At 54.3% G+C, this 19212-nt stretch carries 20 protein-coding genes; 18 read left to right on the forward strand and 2 right to left on the reverse strand.

Annotated features, from left to right (window positions below; all coding sequences use genetic code 11):
• Window positions 1-6: 6 nt before the first annotated feature.
• The 5 genes from AB1I67_RS08250 (at window position 7) to AB1I67_RS08270 (ending at window position 5014) form a co-directional block, all read left to right on the forward strand.
• Entirely contained in the window at window positions 7-426 is a 420-nt protein-coding gene (locus AB1I67_RS08250; protein ID WP_367029413.1) for a PTS lactose/cellobiose transporter subunit IIA, read from the forward strand.
• Window positions 423-1859 carry a glycoside hydrolase family 1 protein gene (locus tag AB1I67_RS08255; RefSeq protein ID WP_367029414.1) on the forward strand — a complete coding sequence of 479 codons (1437 nt, stop codon included), beginning with the start codon at window positions 423-425 and terminating at the stop codon, window positions 1857-1859. Before AB1I67_RS08250 ends, AB1I67_RS08255 begins: the two co-directional genes overlap by 4 nt.
• A 62-nt stretch (window positions 1860-1921) precedes the next feature.
• Window positions 1922-2938 carry a DMT family transporter gene (locus tag AB1I67_RS08260; protein ID WP_367029415.1) on the forward strand — a complete coding sequence of 339 codons (1017 nt, stop codon included), beginning with the start codon at window positions 1922-1924 and terminating at the stop codon, window positions 2936-2938.
• Window positions 2865-4736 (forward strand): PRD domain-containing protein, encoded by a 1872-nt coding sequence (locus AB1I67_RS08265; protein ID WP_367032587.1) that lies wholly within the window; start codon window positions 2865-2867, stop codon window positions 4734-4736. Before AB1I67_RS08260 ends, AB1I67_RS08265 begins: the two co-directional genes overlap by 74 nt.
• Before the next feature lie 20 nt (window positions 4737-4756).
• The gene (locus tag AB1I67_RS08270; RefSeq protein ID WP_367029416.1) at window positions 4757-5014 is read left to right on the forward strand and encodes an HPr family phosphocarrier protein; all 258 of its coding nucleotides are present in this window, start codon (window positions 4757-4759) and stop codon (window positions 5012-5014) included.
• 101 nt (window positions 5015-5115) lie between these two features.
• Here the strand turns inward: AB1I67_RS08270 and AB1I67_RS08275 are convergent, their stop codons facing one another.
• Window positions 5116-5994, reverse strand: a complete 879-nt coding sequence (locus tag AB1I67_RS08275) for a LysR family transcriptional regulator (RefSeq protein ID WP_367029417.1) — start codon at window positions 5992-5994, stop codon at window positions 5116-5118.
• A gap of 138 nt (window positions 5995-6132) precedes the next feature.
• On the opposite strand from AB1I67_RS08275, the gene AB1I67_RS08280 reads away from it, so the two are divergent.
• The 9 genes from AB1I67_RS08280 to mdcG all read left to right on the forward strand — a co-directional run bounded on the left by AB1I67_RS08280 (window position 6133) and on the right by mdcG (window position 14024).
• A complete protein-coding gene (locus AB1I67_RS08280; protein WP_367029418.1) occupies window positions 6133-6417 on the forward strand; it encodes an OadG family transporter subunit in 285 nt (94 codons plus the stop codon).
• A 104-nt stretch (window positions 6418-6521) separates the two neighbouring features.
• Window positions 6522-6914: a biotin/lipoyl-containing protein gene (locus AB1I67_RS08285; protein WP_367029419.1), complete on the forward strand. Its 393-nt coding sequence runs from the start codon at window positions 6522-6524 to the stop codon at window positions 6912-6914.
• Window positions 6915-6935: 21 nt separating this feature from the next.
• A complete protein-coding gene (locus AB1I67_RS08290; protein WP_367029420.1) occupies window positions 6936-8162 on the forward strand; it encodes a sodium ion-translocating decarboxylase subunit beta in 1227 nt (408 codons plus the stop codon).
• An 80-nt stretch (window positions 8163-8242) separates the two neighbouring features.
• The gene (gene mdcA / locus AB1I67_RS08295; protein ID WP_367029421.1) at window positions 8243-9910 is read left to right on the forward strand and encodes a malonate decarboxylase subunit alpha; all 1668 of its coding nucleotides are present in this window, start codon (window positions 8243-8245) and stop codon (window positions 9908-9910) included.
• 29 nt (window positions 9911-9939) lie between these two features.
• Window positions 9940-10269 carry a malonate decarboxylase acyl carrier protein gene (mdcC, locus tag AB1I67_RS08300; protein WP_367029422.1) on the forward strand — a complete coding sequence of 110 codons (330 nt, stop codon included), beginning with the start codon at window positions 9940-9942 and terminating at the stop codon, window positions 10267-10269.
• Window positions 10266-11225 carry a biotin-independent malonate decarboxylase subunit beta gene (locus AB1I67_RS08305; protein ID WP_367029423.1) on the forward strand — a complete coding sequence of 320 codons (960 nt, stop codon included), beginning with the start codon at window positions 10266-10268 and terminating at the stop codon, window positions 11223-11225. The genes mdcC and AB1I67_RS08305 overlap by 4 nt, the downstream gene beginning before the upstream one ends.
• Window positions 11226-11229: 4 nt before the next feature.
• The gene (gene mdcE, locus AB1I67_RS08310) at window positions 11230-12102 is read left to right on the forward strand and encodes a biotin-independent malonate decarboxylase subunit gamma (protein WP_367029424.1); all 873 of its coding nucleotides are present in this window, start codon (window positions 11230-11232) and stop codon (window positions 12100-12102) included.
• A gap of 53 nt (window positions 12103-12155) precedes the next feature.
• Window positions 12156-13229 carry a hypothetical protein gene (locus tag AB1I67_RS08315; protein WP_367029425.1) on the forward strand — a complete coding sequence of 358 codons (1074 nt, stop codon included), beginning with the start codon at window positions 12156-12158 and terminating at the stop codon, window positions 13227-13229.
• A 15-nt stretch (window positions 13230-13244) separates the two neighbouring features.
• Window positions 13245-14024 (forward strand): malonate decarboxylase holo-[acyl-carrier-protein] synthase, encoded by a 780-nt coding sequence (gene mdcG, locus AB1I67_RS08320; RefSeq protein WP_367029426.1) that lies wholly within the window; start codon window positions 13245-13247, stop codon window positions 14022-14024.
• A 20-nt stretch (window positions 14025-14044) separates the two neighbouring features.
• On the opposite strand, the gene AB1I67_RS08325 is transcribed toward mdcG, so the two are convergent.
• Window positions 14045-14749, reverse strand: a complete 705-nt coding sequence (locus AB1I67_RS08325; RefSeq protein ID WP_367029427.1) for a Crp/Fnr family transcriptional regulator — start codon at window positions 14747-14749, stop codon at window positions 14045-14047.
• Between the two features lie 275 nt (window positions 14750-15024).
• Between AB1I67_RS08325 and AB1I67_RS08330 the strand changes: the two genes are divergently transcribed.
• From AB1I67_RS08330 to AB1I67_RS08345, 4 genes are all read left to right on the forward strand, one after another.
• Complete coding sequence (locus AB1I67_RS08330; protein WP_367029428.1) at window positions 15025-15513, forward strand: RidA family protein; 489 nt, start codon at window positions 15025-15027, stop codon at window positions 15511-15513.
• A 65-nt stretch (window positions 15514-15578) separates the two neighbouring features.
• Window positions 15579-16832: an aminotransferase class V-fold PLP-dependent enzyme gene (locus AB1I67_RS08335; RefSeq protein ID WP_367029429.1), complete on the forward strand. Its 1254-nt coding sequence runs from the start codon at window positions 15579-15581 to the stop codon at window positions 16830-16832.
• A gap of 69 nt (window positions 16833-16901) precedes the next feature.
• Complete coding sequence (locus AB1I67_RS08340) at window positions 16902-18110, forward strand: M20/M25/M40 family metallo-hydrolase (protein WP_367029430.1); 1209 nt, start codon at window positions 16902-16904, stop codon at window positions 18108-18110.
• Window positions 18111-18135: 25 nt separating this feature from the next.
• Complete coding sequence (locus AB1I67_RS08345) at window positions 18136-19026, forward strand: YitT family protein (RefSeq protein WP_367029431.1); 891 nt, start codon at window positions 18136-18138, stop codon at window positions 19024-19026.
• Window positions 19027-19212: the final 186 nt, after the last annotated feature.

Raw genomic sequence — 19212 nt, forward strand, 5'->3', positions numbered from 1 at the left:
TTTTCTATGTGTGAGACGATGAGCAGCTATGAGGAAGAAAGAGAGAAAATGGCGACAGTAGCCATGCAGATCGTGATCCATGCCGGGGATGCCAGGAATCTGATCATGGAGGCCCTTGACTGCGCCGCAGAGGGGCAGTATGACCGGGGGGAGGGCGCGCTTAAGGAGGCTCAGGAGGAGCTGCGGCAGGCGCATATTTTCCAGACGGAGATCGTCCAGTCGGAAGCGGCAGGGAAGAAATATGAGTATTCCCTTTTGTTTACCCATGCCCAGGATACGGTGATGACGATCTGTACGGAGATGAATCTGGCTAAAAAGATGATCGCCATGTATAAAAGATTGGATGGGCGCATAAAAGCGCTGGAAGGAGGGGCCGGGGAAACGGATGTGGCTGGAGAAAAAGATACGGCTGGGAGGCAGGTATGATGAAAGTACAGCGGGGATTCCCGAAGGATTTTCTGTGGGGAGGCGCGATCGCGGCAAACCAGGCGGACGGGGGATTCGGGGAGGGCGGCAAGGGTATGTCCATTGCCGACTTCCACCCCTACCGGGATATTAAGAATCGTGATGACCGGAAAGAGGACAGCACGATCCGAAACGATGAGAGCGCCCTTGTGACGGAGCCGGGGCTTTACTATCCGAAGCGTCACGGGATTGACTTCTACCATCGGTTTGAGGAGGATTTAGGGCTTATGGAGGAGATGGGGCTTAAGGCCTTCCGCACTTCCTTCGACTGGAGCCGCATTTATCCCAATGGGGACGATGAGGAGCCTGACCAGGAAGGGCTGGAATACTATGACAGGTTGATCGCTTCCATAAAAAAACATGGTATGGAACCGTTTATGACCCTATCCCACTATGAAATGCCGGTGAACCTGGCGGTTAAATACGGCGGATGGATGAACCGGAGGCTGGTGGAGTTTTTCAGCCGGTACTGTGAGACGTTGTTTGAGCGGTACCATGATCAGGTCCGCTACTGGATCGTGTTCAACCAGATCAACCTGACGACGTTCAACTCTCTTGGCATACTGGGGAACCGGGCGGAGGATATGATGCAGGCGGAATACCAGGGGATCCATCACCAGTTTCTGGCCTGCGCCAGGGCGAAGGAGCTGGCAGGCAGATATCAGGGTGAGATTCTGGTGGGGACCATGCTCAGCGACAAGCTGGCATACCCGGCTACCTGCCGCCCGGAGGATATGCTTTTTAATACCCGGAAGAACCAGATGCAGTATTTTTTCCCGGATGTGCAGCTTCGGGGATATTACCCGGGCTATGCGGCAAGGTTTTTTGAAGATAACGGGATCAGGCTGGAGATCAGTGGGGCGGATGAACGGCTGTTGCAGGAAAATACGATGGATTTTCTCTCCACCAGCTATTACTATACAAAGATCAATGACGTATCTAAAAACACTTATGCGCCCATGGACAAATCCTCCAACCCATATCTGGGAAAGACCCAGTGGGGGTGGGAGATCGATCCTGTGGGGCTTCGGGTGAACTTAAATAACTACGCGGACCGCTATCCGGGCGTACCGATCTATATCACGGAAAATGGATGCGGGGCGGTGGATAAGCTGGAGCTGGACGGGACGGTTCATGATCCTTACCGGACCGAATATCTGAAAGAACACGTGATCCAGATGCGGGAAGCCATTGCGGACGGTGTGCCGTTAAAAGGCTATCTGATGTGGACGCCGATCGACATTGTCAGCTGTTCCTCCGCGGAGATGAAGAAACGGTACGGCCTGATCTACGTGGATCAGGACGATGAAGGCCGGGGCAGCGGGAAACGGTACCGCAAAGACAGCTTTTACTGGTATAAACAGGTGATCTCGTCAAATGGGGAGATCCTGTGATAGTGAAAGCGGTGTGAGAGCATTGTAAAATATGTCAGTAAAAAACTGGGAGTGGCAGATATATGAACAGGCAAAGAAGAAAGGCAGTTTTCTGTGCGGCAGCAGCGGGCAGTATGTGGGGAACCATCGGGCTGTTCGTCAACCTGGCGGGCCGTTATGGCATCCGCTCCCTGGAGCTGACTGTAGTGCGGATGGTGATCGCCGCCGCGGCCCTTGGAGTGTGGCTGCTGGCTGCCGACAGGAAGCTGCTTCAGATCAGGGCGTCTGATGTTCCGTGGTTTGCTGTTGCGGGAATCCTGTGCCTGCTGCTTTTTAATGTGAGCTACGGGATCGCTATCGAAAAGTCCTCCATGGCTGCTGCGGCTGTCCTTCTGTACACGTCGCCTGTGTTTGTGACGGTGATCGCGGTCCCGGTGTTTGGGGAACGGATCACCAGGCGAAAGCTGGCGGCGGTTTTGCTCGCTGTCACGGGCTGTGCCTTTGTATCGGGGATCATGTCTGGAACTGTGATGTTTCCGGCAGACGCCTTTTTCTGGGGCATCCTGGCGGCATTTGGCTACGCCATGTACAGCATTACGGCGGGGGCGCTGCTGAAACGGTACCATCCTCTGACGGTTCTGTTTTACGCATTTTTATCGGCGGCGGTTGCGGGATGTGTGCTTGCGGATATGGGACTGGTAGTGTATAGTATTACTCAAAAGCCTCAGGTGGTACCAATTTTGGCAGCAGCGGCGTGTGTCTGCAATATTTTTTCTTATTTGCTGTATAATACGGCCCTGAAATCCATGGAACCGGGCAGTGTGGCGGTCATCGCGTCGGTAGAACCGGCTGCTGCGGCCATACTGGGAGCGGTTGTGCTGGGGGAACGGATAGGATTTTTCGGCGCGGCGGGGATCGGGTGCATCCTGGCGGCGATCGTGGTGTTAAACGGACAGGCGGGGAGAAGGAAATATGAGAGAAAAGCATCTGGCGCTTATCAGGATCCTTGTGGATCAGGAGGGGTGGATGACAGCGAAACAACTGTCCCTCCAGCTTCACATTTCGGAGCGCAGTGTGAAAAATTACATAGGGGAAATTAATTATTTTGAGAACAGCCTGATCGAAGGCTCCAGGAAAGGCTACTGGATCAAACGGGAGCGGGGGAGGGAGCTGCTTGGGCGGCAGCAGGGCAGCCTGCCGGAAACGCCCGGCGAGCGGGTCAACTATATGATCGCCCAGCTTCTCACCAGCGACAGTGAGCATGGGGGAGGGATCGATCTCTATGATATCAGCGAGGAGATCTTCGTAAGCTACGAGACTCTTAAAAAGGACATGGTCAGGGTGCGGAAGAAGCTGAAGGAATACGGGCTTTATGCCAATGTCTCAGGTCCGGAGGTGACGTTAGAGGGGAGGGAGCTTGACAAGCGCCGTCTCTTAAGCGGCATTCTCTATGAGGAATTTAACAAGAATATCATGAGCCTGGATATGGTGCAGAAGGCATTTCCTGATTACGATATGGAGCTTTTGCGGGATATCGTCCTGACGGAATGCAAGCGGTATCACTATTTTGTCAATGATTATGCCATGGTGAACCTGATCCTGGATCTTGTGATCAGTATGGACCGGATACGGAAAAACTGCACGTTCCGCACCCACACGGCCCAGAGGCATCAGTACGGCATCCGGGAGACGGAGCTTTCCGGGAGGATCGCGGACCGGATTGAGGCGGTTTTTGCAGTGCGGTTTACGGAGCTTGAGATGGAGGAGCTGACGGCCCTTTTGATCAGCCATCTGATGAAGGTGGATTATGATACCTTGAACCGCGAGAATATCCAGGACTTTATCGGGCCGGAATGCGCGGATATTGTGGGGAAGATCCTGGAATATTTAAATGAGAATTATTTTATTGATACGGAAAATGATGAGTTTGTAGTGAAATTTTCCGTCCACATCCATAATCTGCTGCGGCGTCTGGAACATGAATACACCACCAAAAACCCGCTGACGGAGCATATCAAAAACTCCTGCCCGCTGATCTTTGAGTGTGCCGTGGGCGTGGCCAACTGTTTGAGCCAGATGACCGGCTACCGGGTGGACGAGGATGAGATCGCCTATATCGCCCTGCACATCGGCGGGAACCTGGAGACCTGGGAAAAGCAGAAGGATAAGCTGGGCTGTATCCTTTTGTCTCCCCAGTATTACGATCTGGCGGATATTATGATGGAGAAGCTGGAGGGGAGTTTTTCTGACGACCTGGTGGTAAAGACGGTGATCACCAAGCCGTCGGAGCTTAAGTCAGTCCGCCGGGAGGAACTGGTCATCTCAACCATTGCGCTTGAGCCGGAGGATGGACAGCAGGTGGTACAGGTCAATCCCTTCCTCCATGAACGGGATCTTGCGGCGATCCGAAAGAAGATCGCAGAGCTGAAGCAGGCAGGGAAGCGGAGACGTCTGCGGGAGATGCTCCTTCAGATCACATCCCCGGAGCTGTTCTGCAAAAATGGGGATATGAGTGACCGGAAGCAGGCGCTTTCCCATATGGTAGGCGCCCTGGAGGCGCAGGGATATGTGGGGGAGGGCTTTATGGCTGAGGTGGAGGACCGGGAAGCGCATTCTTCTACGGCCTTTGGCAGGCTGGCGGTGCCCCATTCCCTGAAAATGGAGGCCAGCCGGACCGGCATGTATATCCTGCTGAGCGACAAGCCGATCACCTGGGGGGAGCATATGGTGAACGTGGTGCTGCTGTTTGCCATCAACCGGCAGGACCGGGAGCTGTTCCACGAGATCTTCGACAATCTGATCGTGCTGCTTTTAGAATACCAGAGTCTGGAAAAGGTGCTTGGAAGCGGCAGCTATGCGGAGTTTATTGAGTCAATATTAGAATGTGAGCCGATATAAACGGCAAGGGGGAGATTGCCATGAGGATATACCGGTATGTGATCATGAATCCGGAAGGACTCCACGCAAGGCTCGCCGTGGAACTGGCAAAGATCTGCCGTGACGCGGAGAGCCGGATCGAAGTGTCCTGCGGTAAAAGGAAGGCCAACGGGAAGGAAGTATTCACGGTGATGAACCTGTATGCGGTCAAGGGGGATGAGCTTGAATTTCTGGTGGAGGGCGGTGACGAGGAGGAGATATTGCGGTTGATCGAGGAGTTTTGTGTTTTGCAGCTATAGGGGAAAAGCAGAATAGAAACACCGGTCGGACGAGCATAACAGGCAGATATTCAGAGATAATTGCTACTCTGGATATCTGCCTGTTATGTTTCAAAAGAAAGTTATTCTTTTTTGTAAGGTTTGAAATATTCCTGCACAAAATCACGGAACAATCCGGCCGCTGGGGAAAAGTATCCCCGGCTTCTCCAGGACAGGTTGATGTAACGCTTGCACTGGGGGGATTCAATCGGGATCAGTACCAGGTTTTCCGTCTCCATCCCCTGCCAGGTGATGGAGGGGATAAAGGAAATACCGATACCGGCACGGATCAATTCCCGCACTGTTTCCGGGCTGTCGCTTTCCAGGACGACGGAAGGCTCAAAACCTGCAATACGGCAATACGTATCGGTGATCGTCCTAAGGCTTTTTCCACGCTGCAGGCAGATGAATTCCTCATGAGCGACTTCACTTAACTGCAGGGAAGAACGATGCGCAAGAGGGTTGGATTCGGGCAGCGCCAGAAAGATATCCTCGGCGAACAGGGTCACGGAGTATTCACTGTCACTGGGCTGCATGGAAGAATAAAGGGTCAGGTCGCATTCTTTAGAAGGGTCTTTGTGCAGGTTTTCCTGGATGATCTGGAGCCGGACGGCCGGATGCGCCTTTTTAAAGGCCATGACCAGACCTGGAAGCAGCTTTGAGGCAGAGTACAGCGACAGGCTGACCGTCTGGCTTTTTTCATCAGAAGCTTCTTCCAGCTCCCGCTCTATGTCTTTGATCTCCTGAAATATCTGGTCTGTATGCTTCAGAACAATCTTTCCATAATCATTCAATATAATATTTTTCCCGGACCGTTCAAAAAGCGGTACGCCTAGTTCCTGCTCCAGCCGTGCGATGGTGCGGCTCAAGGAAGGCTGCGCCACATGGAGTTCTTCTGCGGCGCGGGTGATATGCTGCAATTCTGCGATTTTCTTAAATTGACTGAGTGCATGTAAATCCATAGTCCACCTTCTGATCATAACAATTTTGATATTAATATGTAACAAAGTATATATTGGACGGTATAAAAAGTCAATGATAAGATTTTATTAAAAGTACAGGGAGATGATGCTCCCGGGAGAATGGCAGGAGGTGGGGGTATGTTGGCAGGACAGATGATCAGCCTTGGTGATTCCTTTATTATTTCCCTGACAGGGATCATGGTTGTCATGCTGGAACTGGCGTTTCTGGCGGTGTTTATCCAGGTGATGTCAAAAGCTCTGAATGCAGTTGTAAAAAGAAAAGAGGCATTGGCGGCAGCTGCAGTGCCGGCCGTATCATCGGAAGAAGAGGATGAATTGGCGGTGATCATGGTGACGGTCCTGGAAGAGACGGGGCTGCCGGCGGAGAATGTGGTTTTCCGGTCAGTCACGCGGGTGCAGTGACAGGTGCAGTGACGTGAGATGGAGCCTGGGCGGACATTAGGGAGCGGGATTGGAATCAGAAAAAGGAATCTATGTATGAGAATTATGGTAAGGAGGAAGAGAAGATGAAATATACGGTAAAACTGAATCAGAAAGTCTATGAGGTGGAGATAGAGCGGGCGGGAGGCCATGCAACCTCGGAAGCGGCATCAATATCAGCAACACCACCCGCAACATCGGTTGAGGCCGCGGCCCCATCATTCGCTAAGCCCACATCCGCCCCCGCCCCATCATCCGGCGGTGCAGGGATCCAGGTGGAATGCCCGATGCCGGGCAAAGTGCTTTCCATCGCTGCATCCGTCGGGCAGACGGTAAGGGCAGGGGAATGCCTGTTGGTCATTGAGGCGATGAAGATGGAAAATGAGATCGTGGCGCCACAGGGCGGGACCGTTAAGCAGATCCTGGTATCCCAGGGGACGGCGGTAGACACGGGAGATGTTCTGGCAGTACTGATATAAGGGAAGCGGGAGGAAGCAGATATGAATATTGTTGACGTACTGGTTAATACGCTGCAAAGCTCCGGGTTTGCAGCTCTGACCGCCAGGCAGGGGATCATGCTTTTGGTCTCCTTTGTGCTTCTGTATCTGGCGATCGCAAAAAAGTTTGAGCCGCTGTTGCTTCTGCCGATCGCTTTCGGTATGATGCTGGCAAATCTTCCTCTTGCTGGATTAATGTATGACGCAGCGGAGGCGCCCCAGGCGGCTCTTCAGGCAGCCATGAAGGGCGGTTCCCAGGCGGAGGTCCAGACGGCCTTAGCGGAACTGGCGTCGGTCCACTGGTATGATTCGGGGGTGCTGAGGATCCTCTATATGGGAGTAAAGAGCGGGGTATTTCCCTGTCTGATCTTCATGGCGGTAGGGGCGATGACAGATTTTGGGCCGCTGTTGGCAAACCCGGTGAGCCTTCTTTTGGGGGCGGCGGCGCAGTTGGGGATCTATGTGGCGTTTATGATCGCAATTGCGCTTGGGATCTTCACGCCGCAGCAGGCGGCATCCATCGCCATCATAGGCGGGGCCGACGGGCCGACAGCGATCTTTCTTACCACGCGTCTGGCTCCGGAGCTGCTTGGGCCGATCGCGGTTGCCGCATACTCCTATATGGCGCTGATCCCGCTGATCCAGCCGCCGATCATGCGCCTTCTGACCACCAAAAAGGAGCGGCAGGTGAAGATGCAGCAGCTTAGAAAAGTATCAAAAGCAGAAAAAATTGTATTTCCCATTGCAGTTACGGCGTTCTGCGTGTTGATGCTGCCGTCGGTGGCTCCTCTGATCGGAATGCTGATGCTGGGCAATCTGTTTCGGGAGAGCGGCGTGACGGACCGGCTGAGTGATACGGCCCAGAATGCACTGAGTAATATTGTTACGATCATGATCGGGGTCACGGTAGGGGCAACCACAAACGGAGAGCAGTTTTTGCAGGTGCAGACGCTTGCGATCGTGGCGTTGGGACTGGCAGCGTTTGCATTTTCCACGGCAGGCGGCGTGCTGTTGGGAAAACTGATGTATTATCTCACCGGAGGAAAGATCAATCCGCTGATCGGTTCGGCGGGAGTTTCCGCAGTTCCCATGGCGGCCCGGGTGTCACAGGTGGAGGGAAGGAAGGCGAACCCGGCCAATTTCCTGTTGATGCACGCTATGGGGCCAAATGTAGCCGGGGTGATCGGGTCGGCTGTGGCGGCAGGGTTTTTGCTTATGCTGTTCCAGTAGGGGGGAGTAATGCAGATCGTACAGTGAAACAGGGAATCGGCGGAGGAAACATACCTTTCGCCGCTGTCAGGAGGCAATCGATGGAAGAAAATAAGAAAAACTGGGATACGCTGAAGCGGGACCGGATAAAACGGGTCCGGGAGGCGATTCCACTGGTGAGCATGGGAAAGATCGTAGATGCGTCTAATGCGGTGAAACTATTGGAGACGGTGATCAGACCGTTCGACAAGGTGTCCATAGAAGGGGACAACCAGAAACAGGCGGATTTTCTGGCGGAGTGTCTCTGCAGGGTTGACCCGGAACGGGTGCACGACCTGCATATGGTACAGTCGGCGATCTCCCTGCCTGCCCATCTGGATCTATTTGAGAAAAAGATCGCGCGGAAGGTGGATTTTTCCTATTCCGGGTCCCAGGCGGGACGGCTGGCGGAGTTTGTGCGGGATGGAAAGATTGAGATTGGCGCGATCCACACGTATCTGGAACTCTTTGGGCGGTATTTTATCGATCTGACGCCGAGAGTGGCGATCACAGCGGCGGTATCGGCGGACCGGGACGGGAACCTATACACCGGGTTTAATACGGAGGATACGCCGGTGGTGATCCAGGCTGCCAAGTTCAAGCAGGGGATCGTGATCGCGCAGGTCAATGAGATTGTGGACCGGGTCCCCCGGGTAGATATTCCGGGAGACTGGGTGGATTTTGTGATCCAGGCGCCGAAGCCGTTTTATGTGGAGCCGTTGTTTACCAGAGATCCGGCCAATATCACGGACTCCCAGATCCTGCGTGCCATGATGGTGATCAAGGGGATCTATGCGGAGTATGGGATTGAGAGCTTAAACCACGGCGTCGGGTTTGATACGGCGGCGATCGAACTGCTGCTTCCGACCTATGGGGAGGAGCTGGGGCTGAAAGGAAAAATCTGCAAATACTTTTCCCTGAATCCTCATCCCACCCTGATCCCGGCTATTGAGAGCGGGTGGATCAAGTCTATTCACAGCTTTGGCGGGGAATCCGGTATGGAGGATTATGTGGCGGCACGCTCCGATGTGTTCTTTGTGGGGCCGGACGACTCGCTGCGTTCCAACCGGACCTACTGCCAGGCGGCGGGGCATTATGGGATCGATTTATTTATAGGCGGCACGCTGCAGATAGACAAGTATGGAAACAGCAGTACGGCAACGGCCTCAAGGATTGCCGGGTTTGGGGGCGCGCCCAATATGGGCTGCGATCCGAGGGGGCGGCGGCATTCCTCTGATGCCTGGCTGAAATGCGGTTCTGAGGATGGGCTCCAGAGGCAGCTCATCGGAGAGATGCCCCGGGGACGGCGGCTGGTGGTGCAGCTCCAGGAAACATTCCGGGAGAAGATGGCGCCCGGTTTTGTGGACCGTCTGGATGCATGGAAGCTGGCGGAGAGCGCGGGGCTTCCGATCCCGCCGGTGATGATCTATGGAGATGATCTGACCCACATTGTCACGGAAGAGGGGATCGCCTATCTGCATAAGTGCGCGTCCCTTAAAGATCGGATGGCGGCGATCCGCGCGGTTGCCGGATATACGGAGATTGGGCTTTTGGAAAATCCAGAGGAGACGAAGGAACTTCGCAGGAAAGGGATCGTAAAAACCCCGGAGGATCTTGGGATCGACATAACCCGGGCAAACAGGAATCTGCTGGCGGCAAAAAATGTCAGGGATCTGGTTGCATGGTCCGGAGGGCTGTATCATCCGCCCGCTAAATTCCGCAACTGGTAGACCGTACAGGCAGCAGAAAGGAGTATTTTATGGCATTACAGGAGTTGAATTTCACATGGAAACCGGCAGACCCCTATGAATCCTTTGCGCCGGAATGGTCCCACAGCGGCGTGGCAGGCTCCGGGGATATGGAAGTCCTGATGGAGCATCGGGCGCAGGAGGGGAATGTGACGGTGAAGGTAGTGACGCCGGTGCGCGGGTTTGAAGGGGTATGGGAGAAGGTTCTGGAGAGATTCGTGGCGGAAAGCCATGTTGGAAATTTACATATGGAGATCAATGATAACAATGCGACGCCGTTTATTGTCTCCATGCGGTTAAAGCAGGCGCTGATCGAGGCGAAGGGAGGGCAGGGCGCATGAGAAGCTGGGCTGAGATGCAGGGGCAGAGCTTTTTTGAGTCCACCGCCAGACAGCGCGCGGTAGGCCTTGTGGATGAAGGGACATTTACGGAGCTGTTGTCTCCCATTGACAAAATGACAAGTCCTCACCTGCCGGTCCTGGGGGAGGCGGTCTCTTTTGACGACGGCGTTGTGACGGGAGTTGGAAGGATCGGAAAACGGACGGTATTTATCATTTCCCAGGAGGGGCGTTTTATCGGCGGCGCGGTGGGAGAGGTCCACGGTGCAAAAATGGTGGGGGCCTTCCGGCTGGCGCAGCAGGTATATGAAAAGACGATTGAGAAGTATCCGGATGATCATGAGGACCGCACCCCGGCGGTGATCATTTCTTTCGAGACGGGCGGCGTCCGCCTTCACGAGGCCAATGCAGGGCTGCTGGCCCACGCGGAGGTGATGGAACAGATCCAGCATTGCAGGGGCAGGGTGCCGGTCATCGGGCTGGTGGGCAGCAAAGTGGGCTGTTTTGGCGGTATGGGATTTGTGGCAGTATCCACGGACTTGGTGATCATGAGCCCTCTTGGAAGAATTGGCTTGACCGGCCCGGAGGTCATTGAGGAGGCCATGGGCAAGAAGGAATTTGACGCCTCCGACAAAGGGCTGATCTACCGGATCACAGGGGGGAAACACAAGTACATCATGGGGGACGCCGCCTATCTGGTTAAGGACTCCGTGGGAGCCTTCCGGGAACAGGTATGTCAGGTTTTGGAGTTGTCCTATGAGGAGATTGCCGCCCACCGGAGTATTGGGAGCCGCAGCCTGGTGGAGGATCAGCTTAAGCTGGTGCGTCTGGCAGCAGAGTTAAATCCGAAGGATGCCACGGATGTGTGGGAGTATTTTGGGAACGAAAACAGCAGGGCGATTCCGGATATGGACTATGAGACGTTTATGAGGGAAGTAAAAGTAAGGCCAGGGAGGTAGAGCGATGGGTACGACGATGCTTGGAAAGGGCAGGAAAGCGATTTCCATGATCCTGGATGAGGATTCTTTTGAGGAAGGGCGGATCGACGGGCTTGTGCTGCCGGAGATCGGGCCTGGCGCGGTCATTGGGACTGGAATGCTGAAGCGCCGCAAGGTGACAGTCATAGCCAATGACGCCATGGCTGCCAATCTCCGGTTCCCGGTGGTCTACGCGGGGATCATCGGTATGGAGGAAGCATATAAGATGGCCCTTGCGGTGTACAGCACCATCGAGGCGGACGCAGATAAGCCTTTAGGCCAGAAGCGGCCGCTGGTGCTGATCGTGGACACACCGGGCAACGGACCGGGAAAAGTAGAAGAAATCTTTGGAATGAACAAGGCGACGGGGGCGTATCAGCTTTCCCTGGCGGAAGCCAGGGAGCAGGGGCATCCGGTGGTGGCTATGGTCATCGGACGCGCGATCAGCGGGGCGTTTTTGTGCCATGGGCTGCAGGCGGATCATATCCTGTCCCTTTCGGAGGAATACCAGACCATGATCCATGTAATGCCTCTGGCGGGCATTGCCCGGATCACCAAGCGGGATATCGAGTCGCTGACAGAGCTTTCCCGCACGAATCCCGTGTTTGCCTCCGGAGCAGGATTTTTCTATCAGCTGGGAGGCGTGGAAGAGCTGGTGACGAGCGTGGATGAGATGGCGGATATGATTGACCGCCATATTTCAGAGATCATCCGGCGGAATGTATCAGGCAAATCCGAGTTATGCGGCCCATGGGGACGGGGGATTCTCGGGGACGAGCGGGGAGGAAGGACCGTTCGGGCCAGAGTGATTGAGAAGATGTATGAGGAATTCCGTGCGGTGGAGGAATCGTATCTATAGGGCATACGGATGTCTTTAGCTGGCAGTTGCAATATTGGAAAGGGGAATGGTCTATGGATAAAGTGGCTCAGTTAAGGGAGTTTGTTTTGGAGCTGGGGACTGCTCCGGCATTTTCGGAAATGGAACGGCGCAGCTTGAAGGATAAGGGCATCGATGGGCCCACCGGGGCGCATGTGATCGAGGAGATCCATGCGCCGCTTAACTTTGCCTATATTACAGCTACAACAGGGAGCAGCGCCTTCCAGAACCTGGTGGGTGTCACCTGGAACGAGATTGCGGACCGGGTGCAGGCTGCAAAAAAGCTTTTTGAGCTGGCGGATATCCGTCCTGGCTGCCGGATGCTTGTGACTTACCCGCCGCTTGTCAGCGTGTTTTCCAAAGCGGCGCTTATTGAGCTTGGGGTGGAGGTGGAGTTCATGCTGCGTTCTGAGCGGGCGGCATTGATCCTGGCGGTCTGTGAGAAAAGGCCGGATGTGGTTGTGGGGGAATCTTCTTTTTTAAAAGCCGCGCTCCTGGACGCAAAACATATGGGGATGCTGGGGGGATTTCCGGAAGGGCTTGTCTTTTTGGCAGCGGGCACGCCGCTGGACCTTGAGCTGTTGGAGGCTGCCAGGGATCTGCCGGGGGCCTGTGTCCATGATCTGTACGGCTGTCAGGAATTCGGTTTTCTGACTCTGGATGGGATACCGCTTCGGGATGATCTGTCTCTTTTAAAACGGAGAGAGGGGTATTATGACGTGTTTGCAGGCGGGCTTCCTACGGGGGACTGCTTTGCTGTCTCGGAAAAGGGGCATATCTGTAATCCGGAAGGCAGGATACTCACGTATTCCCGGGTCAGGCAGGAGGAAGAATGCCAGGTTGTGATCAGGCGGACCACGGCGGGCAGCCGTGATACGGCGGCGAGGCTTGCCAGGACGATCCTGCGGATCAAGGCAAAGATCGTCAGGCTGGACCCGGAACTGGAGCTGGGGGCGGACCACACGCAGCTTTTGATACAGAATGATGCAGGAAACAGTATGGTTTTGGATGGCCCGGTGAAGACCAGGCTGTTTGACTGTCTGATGGAGGCCCAGAAGGATTACCAGTCCAGGCAGAAATCAGATCCGGTGTGGAGAAAAACGCGGTGAAGGAGGATTCAGATTGTGAGGGAACATAAAACGTGCATTTCAGATATGAAAAATAGAACTGGCTGGATGCGCCATACCCTGATCTGGCTCACTCCCGCAGGACGGCGTTTTGCTGCGGCGCATATCCGGGGACAGCTGTGGACGGACAGCCAGTGGACGGGGAACCAATGGACAGATAGTCAATGGACAGGCAGCAGGCAGGGGGAAGAGGGGGATGTATGGAGAGAATCGCTTGTCATGGACAACAGGATTCCTGGAATCCTCTGCCGTCAGCCTAAAGATCAGTCTGGTATATGGACCTGCGGTTTTTCTCACTGGGAGTTTGAGGATGGACGCCGCAGACGCCTGTTGGCGGATTTCCGTGTGGAGGATGTGGAAAGGACATGTTCTCCGTTTGAACTCTGTTCCGGGAAACAAAAGGATGATCTGTGCCGCCGGTATCCGCAGCTGCGGGCGGTATTTTCTGCTGCGGAAGCTTGCGAACTGGAGTGTGGTATCTACGGTTCCACTGCTCTGGAATGGGTGACGGGGCTTATGTACCGTCATGCAGATTCAGACTTTGATCTTTATGTAAGGCAGAAGCCGGGAGGGGATGCCGGGCGCTTTGAACGTGAACTGGCCCGCCTGGAGCGGGATGAGGGAATCCGGCTGGATGTGGAGCTTGAACTGGACGGCTGCGGCGTCAAGCTGAAAGAACTGGCTGCGCCTGGAAGAACAGTCCTGGGAAAAGGGCTTTATGATGTCAGGCTGTTTGAGAAAAAGGAAGGGACCGTTATTCCATGTGGGATGGAATAGCGGTCTCTTCCTGCTGTGTTTCAGTCGTCCTCTGTCCTGTCTGCAATCTCACGCAGTCTTTCTACATCCCGGATGATATATCGGCTTTTTTCTTTTGCCAGGATCCCGTCGCGGATAAAATTAAGCATCGTATTGTTGGAGGTGACCCGGCTGGTATTGGCGATGGCCGCCAGCTCCGTGCAGGTGAAGCGGATATTGAGGAGGGTTCCGTTCGGGGTTTTCTGACCGTAGTTTTCGTACAGGCAGAGAAGGAGCCGTGCAATGCGCTGGGGCGCTTTCTCAAAGGCCAGCATGGTGATCTGGGAGATCAGCAGCCGGTTCTTGCGCGCCTCATACTGAAGCAGCCAGTCCGCAAGACAGACCTCGCTGTGGAACAGTCTTTGGACTTCCAGAGAGGGGATACTGTAGACCTCTGTCTCAGTGATAGCCGTGGCAGTAGTTACGTGTGTCTGGCTAAGGATACAGGCCACCTCGCCGATCATAGCGCCGGTGCACGCAATGTACAGATGCTTTTGCTGACCACTGCTGTGAAGGATGCTGACACAGACGCGGCCCTTCGCTATGATGTAGACGTTGGAATGCTGCTTGTCCTGCCAGTAGATCTCCTGGTTCGCCCGGAACTTGATACGGGGGCGGTCTTTGATGAGCGTCTCCCAGATATCCATGCTTACGGAAATCCACGGGGAATTAAGATTTCCCCAGTCCTTGCTTGGTATGGTAATCATGTGTGTTTACTCCTTCTGGTTATGCAGATTCGCTTTAGGGCAGTTTGTTGACGGTTGGTTTGTCACCATTATAATATCCTGTGGGTTGCTTTGTCAAATAGATGGGGACCGCGCGAAAGCTGATGTTGGAGGGAGCGGGGAAAGGTAACAGGTGGAAAGAAGGCAAATTAAAAGTGAAAAAATATACTGAAATATAAAATGCTTAACATCTTTTTCTCCGGTTTTTTGTTACATTAAAAAACAGAAGGGGAGCTGTTTTGGGCGGCTGAACCTGAATGAAGAAAGGAGAGATGATGATGGGAAAAGTGGAGGAGCGTTTGGAAGCTGCGGGTATCGTGCTTCCGGAAGTGCCGGTGCCGCTTGCGGCTTATGTGCCGGGGGTGGTGTCGGGGAAGATGGTGTATACTTCGGGGCAGCTCCCGATGGCGTCCGGTTCTCTGGCGTATAAAGGGCGCCTGGGAGAGGATGCTTCGGTTGAGGAGGGGTATGCGGCTGCCAGGCAGTGCGCGGTCAATTGTCTGGGCGTGTTAAAAAGCCTGTTGGGGGATTTGGACCGGGTTACCCGTGTGGTGAAGGTGGTCGGATTTGTCAACAGCGCTGCGGATTTTGAGGGCCAGCCGAAGGTGTTAAACGGAGCGTCGGAGCTGTTGCAGACGGCTTTTGGTGATGCGGGAGTTCACGCGCGGTCCGCGGTGGGAGTGTCGTCCCTGCCGCTCGGAGCCATGTGCGAGGTGGAGATCGCTGTGGAGTATCATGATTGGTGATGTCTGCGCAGCAGACGTGTCCATTTACCAAATAAAACCAGTAGAAGAAAAAGATAAGGAGCGATATGATGATGAATAGCAAGATTGACTGGAAGAAGATCCGTGAGGAGGAATTCCCGGTATTAAAGACGATGACATTTTTGGATGCAGCCTGTGTCAGCTTTGCGCCGCAGCGTGCGGTCAATGCGGTGAAGGCGTTTGCAGACATGACGGCGCGCCAGGATGAGGCCAACAGCAGCGCCCACCATATTGCGATGGACAGCCTTCGGGGAAAGGCGTATGAGGAAGCGGCTAAGCTTTTTAACGCGGACCCGGAGGAGATCGCACTGGTGGAGAGCACATCCCACGGGCTGAACATTGCCGCCCAGGGCATTGAACTGAATGAGGGGGACAGCATTATTACCACGAATCTGGAGTTTATACAGGTGGCGCTGCCCTGGTGTGTGATGCGAAAGGACAAGAAGATTGATATCCGTGTGTGCAGGACTCCGGACAATCGGTTCCGGGCAGAGGATTTTGCGAAGCTGGCGGATAAGACCACAAAGCTCCTGGTCATGTCCACGGTAGAGTGGTGCAACGGTTGGGCAAGCGATTTAAAAGAGATCGGAGACTGGTGCCGGGACAACAATATTATATTCGTGGTGGATGCGGTACAGCAGATGGGCGTCACGAAGATCGACACGAAGGAGTGCCACATCGACTTAATGACCGCAGGCGGACATAAATGGGGCAACAGCCCATACGGAACCGGAATCCTCTATGTGAATAAGAATTCTCTGGACAAGATCAAACAGAGCTATGCAGGCTACTTGAATACGACGGTGCCGGAGGGCGGATGGGGCGCTTATTGGGAGAAATGCGACGCTCAGGCGGTGTCTGACTGGACCTTCCCCAACACGGCGCGCAAGTATGAGATCGGCGGCACCTCCAACTATGCGGGAGCTATTGCCCTGGGAGAGTCTTTGGGGCTGGTCAATGAGATCGGCATTGAGAATATACAGGAACATGTCTGGGAACTGGGCGAGTACTGTATGGACCAGATTGAGGCCATCGGCGGGACGCTGATCACCCACCGGGACCCGGGGCGCCGTGCGGGGATCATTATCGCCCGACTGTATGATGATGTGGACATCGACAGGAAGATCATGAGGGAGCTTCATGCGAGAAAGGTATTTGTGGCGCAGCGGTTTACAGACAATGTGGGCGGGTTCCGCATTTCCTGCCAGTGGTTCAATGTGAAGGAAGATATTGATGCGATGATCGCAGCGATGAAAGATATCATTGCCCTGATTGGCCGGGAGCCGGATTATAAGGGGTAAGTGGCAAAAGGGGGTGAGATCCATGGGGCAGAGGCCTCATGGATCTCCATATTTCAGGAGGAGATACAGATGAAGTTTTTACAGGTGAAAAACTATATTGAGGAGCACCGCAGGGAAATGCTTGAGATGTGGAGGGATTTTGTGGAGACGCCCAGCCAGGCCAGGGACCGCGCCGCCGCTATGAAAATGAAGGAGAAGCTTGCAGGGATCCTTGGACAGATGGGGATGGATGTGAAGGAATACGACGTGGGTCCGGTCAACAGCCAGACCATTGAGGCGGTCCTTGGGGCGGACCGCCCGGGGAAGCCGGTCCTGTTTGCGGGGCATTACGATACGGTCAACTGTTCTCCGGTGGAGGATGCAAAACCGGGGGATGAGAGGGAATTTGACGGCACGCCGCATTTTCGCGTGGACAGCCAGGGAAGGGCATACGGCCTGGGGGCGCTGGATATGAAGGGTGGGATCGTGATCGCCATCTGGGTCATAAAAGCGCTTGAGGCGGCGGGGTATCAGGACCGTCCGATCAAAGTCCTGCTGGCCGGGGATGAGGACAAGGGACATTTTGACGCGAATACGCCGGAGGTCCTGATGCAGGCGTCTGCGGGGGCCCTCTGCTGTTTCAATATGGAGACTGGACGTGTAAACTCTGATATCTGCATTGGCCGTAAGGGCGGCGGGGAAGGCGAGATCTGGGTCAACGGCACTGCAGCCCATGCGGGGAATGATTTTGTGAGCGGGCGCAATGCGGTGCTTGGGATGGCGAACAAGGCCATAGAATTGTCGCGCCTGACGGACCTCTCAGAAGGCACCACCATTGCGCCGACGGTGATCAGGGGAGGGACGGTTCCAAACGGGATTCCGGACTATTGCCATATGTATTTTGATGTGCGCTACCAGAAATCGGAGGAGGCCAGGCGGGTGAAGGAAGGATTTGCGCGGATCGCGGGGACGACCCATATCGAAGGCACCTGCACTGAATATATCTACAAAGAATATATGCCGCCCTTTGATGTTACGCCGGAGGGGGAGGCCCTGGCGGATCTGGTTGCGGAGGTATCCCGGGAACAGGGGCTGGGGGATCTCGGAAAGATCTTTTTAGGGGGAAGCTCGGATGCCTGCTATTTTACGTTGGCGGGAGTCCCAACTATCTGTGCCATGGGAGTCTGCGGCCAGTTTAACCATTCCAGCAGGGAGTATGCGCTGGTGGAGAGCCTATATACCCGCGCGAAGCTTTTGGCATGCACGGTACTGGATATCGAAAAATTTGCCGGTCGTTGACCGGCGGCAGATGGAGGAAGGTCATATGGGGGCTGCAAACGGGAGATTCAGGGAAAGTGATACAGGAGTGTGGCGGAAATATCTGGAGCTGGCAGCCGGCACCATGATCAGCGTGCTTGGATTACAGCTCTTTATTACTCCCGCCGGTCTTTATAACGGCGGGACCATCGGTGTTTCTCAGATTATCCGGACGCTCTTGACGGAATATCTGGGCCTGTCAACAGGGATCGATCTGGCTGGTGTGATCAATCTTGTGATCAATATCCCTCTGATGGTTATGGCATATTTTATCCTGAGCAGACGTTTTTTTCTGCGGACAGCATTTGTGATGGCAGTGCAGACCGTCGCCATATCTGCTATCCATGTGGGGCAGCCGATCATCAGTGACAGGCTGACAAGTTGTCTGGTGGGCGGTATGGTGGTGGGAGTCGGATGTGGGATGATCCTGCGTGCAGGAGGGAGCGGAGCGGGTTTTGATATTATCGGCGTGTGGCTTGCCAGGACGAGGGTGCGGGCCGGGGTCGGAACCTTGACTACATTTATGAATGCCTGTGTTTATTTGGCCTGCGCCGCCCTGTTCAGCCTTCCTACGGCTATTTATTCCATTATCTATGCGGTATTTTCCGCTATGATGATCGACCGGGTGCACACTCAGAATATCAGCTGCGGCGTGATCATCATTTCCCGGAAGGAAAACCTGCACCAGCGTATCATGGCGGAGCTTGAGCGGGGAGTCACTTACTGGAAGGGCAGCGGCGGGCAGAGTGGGGGTGGCATGTATATCTATTATACGGTGGTCTCCAAATATGAGGAGATACTGCTGCGCCGTCTGCTCTGGCAGGAGGATGAACACGCATTTATCGTGGTGGATGAAAATCAGAGGGTATACGGGAATTTTATACGCCGTCTTAATTGAAAGATTCATACGGAAAGAGAAAAATATTGATAAATTGTAAAATACTTGATAGTTTACGGTACTATGTTTTAGTATAATTTCCCTAAACCGGGGGGATTCAAAAGACAATAAAGAATGATTCATCAATTTGCGCGCAAAAAAGAAACAAATTACGGTTGTTCTGGATGCCGGGCCGCTTCCTGTTTT

The sequence above is a fragment of the Clostridium sp. AN503 genome, from assembly GCF_040719375.1.
Taxonomy (GTDB): domain Bacteria; phylum Bacillota; class Clostridia; order Lachnospirales; family Lachnospiraceae; genus Brotaphodocola.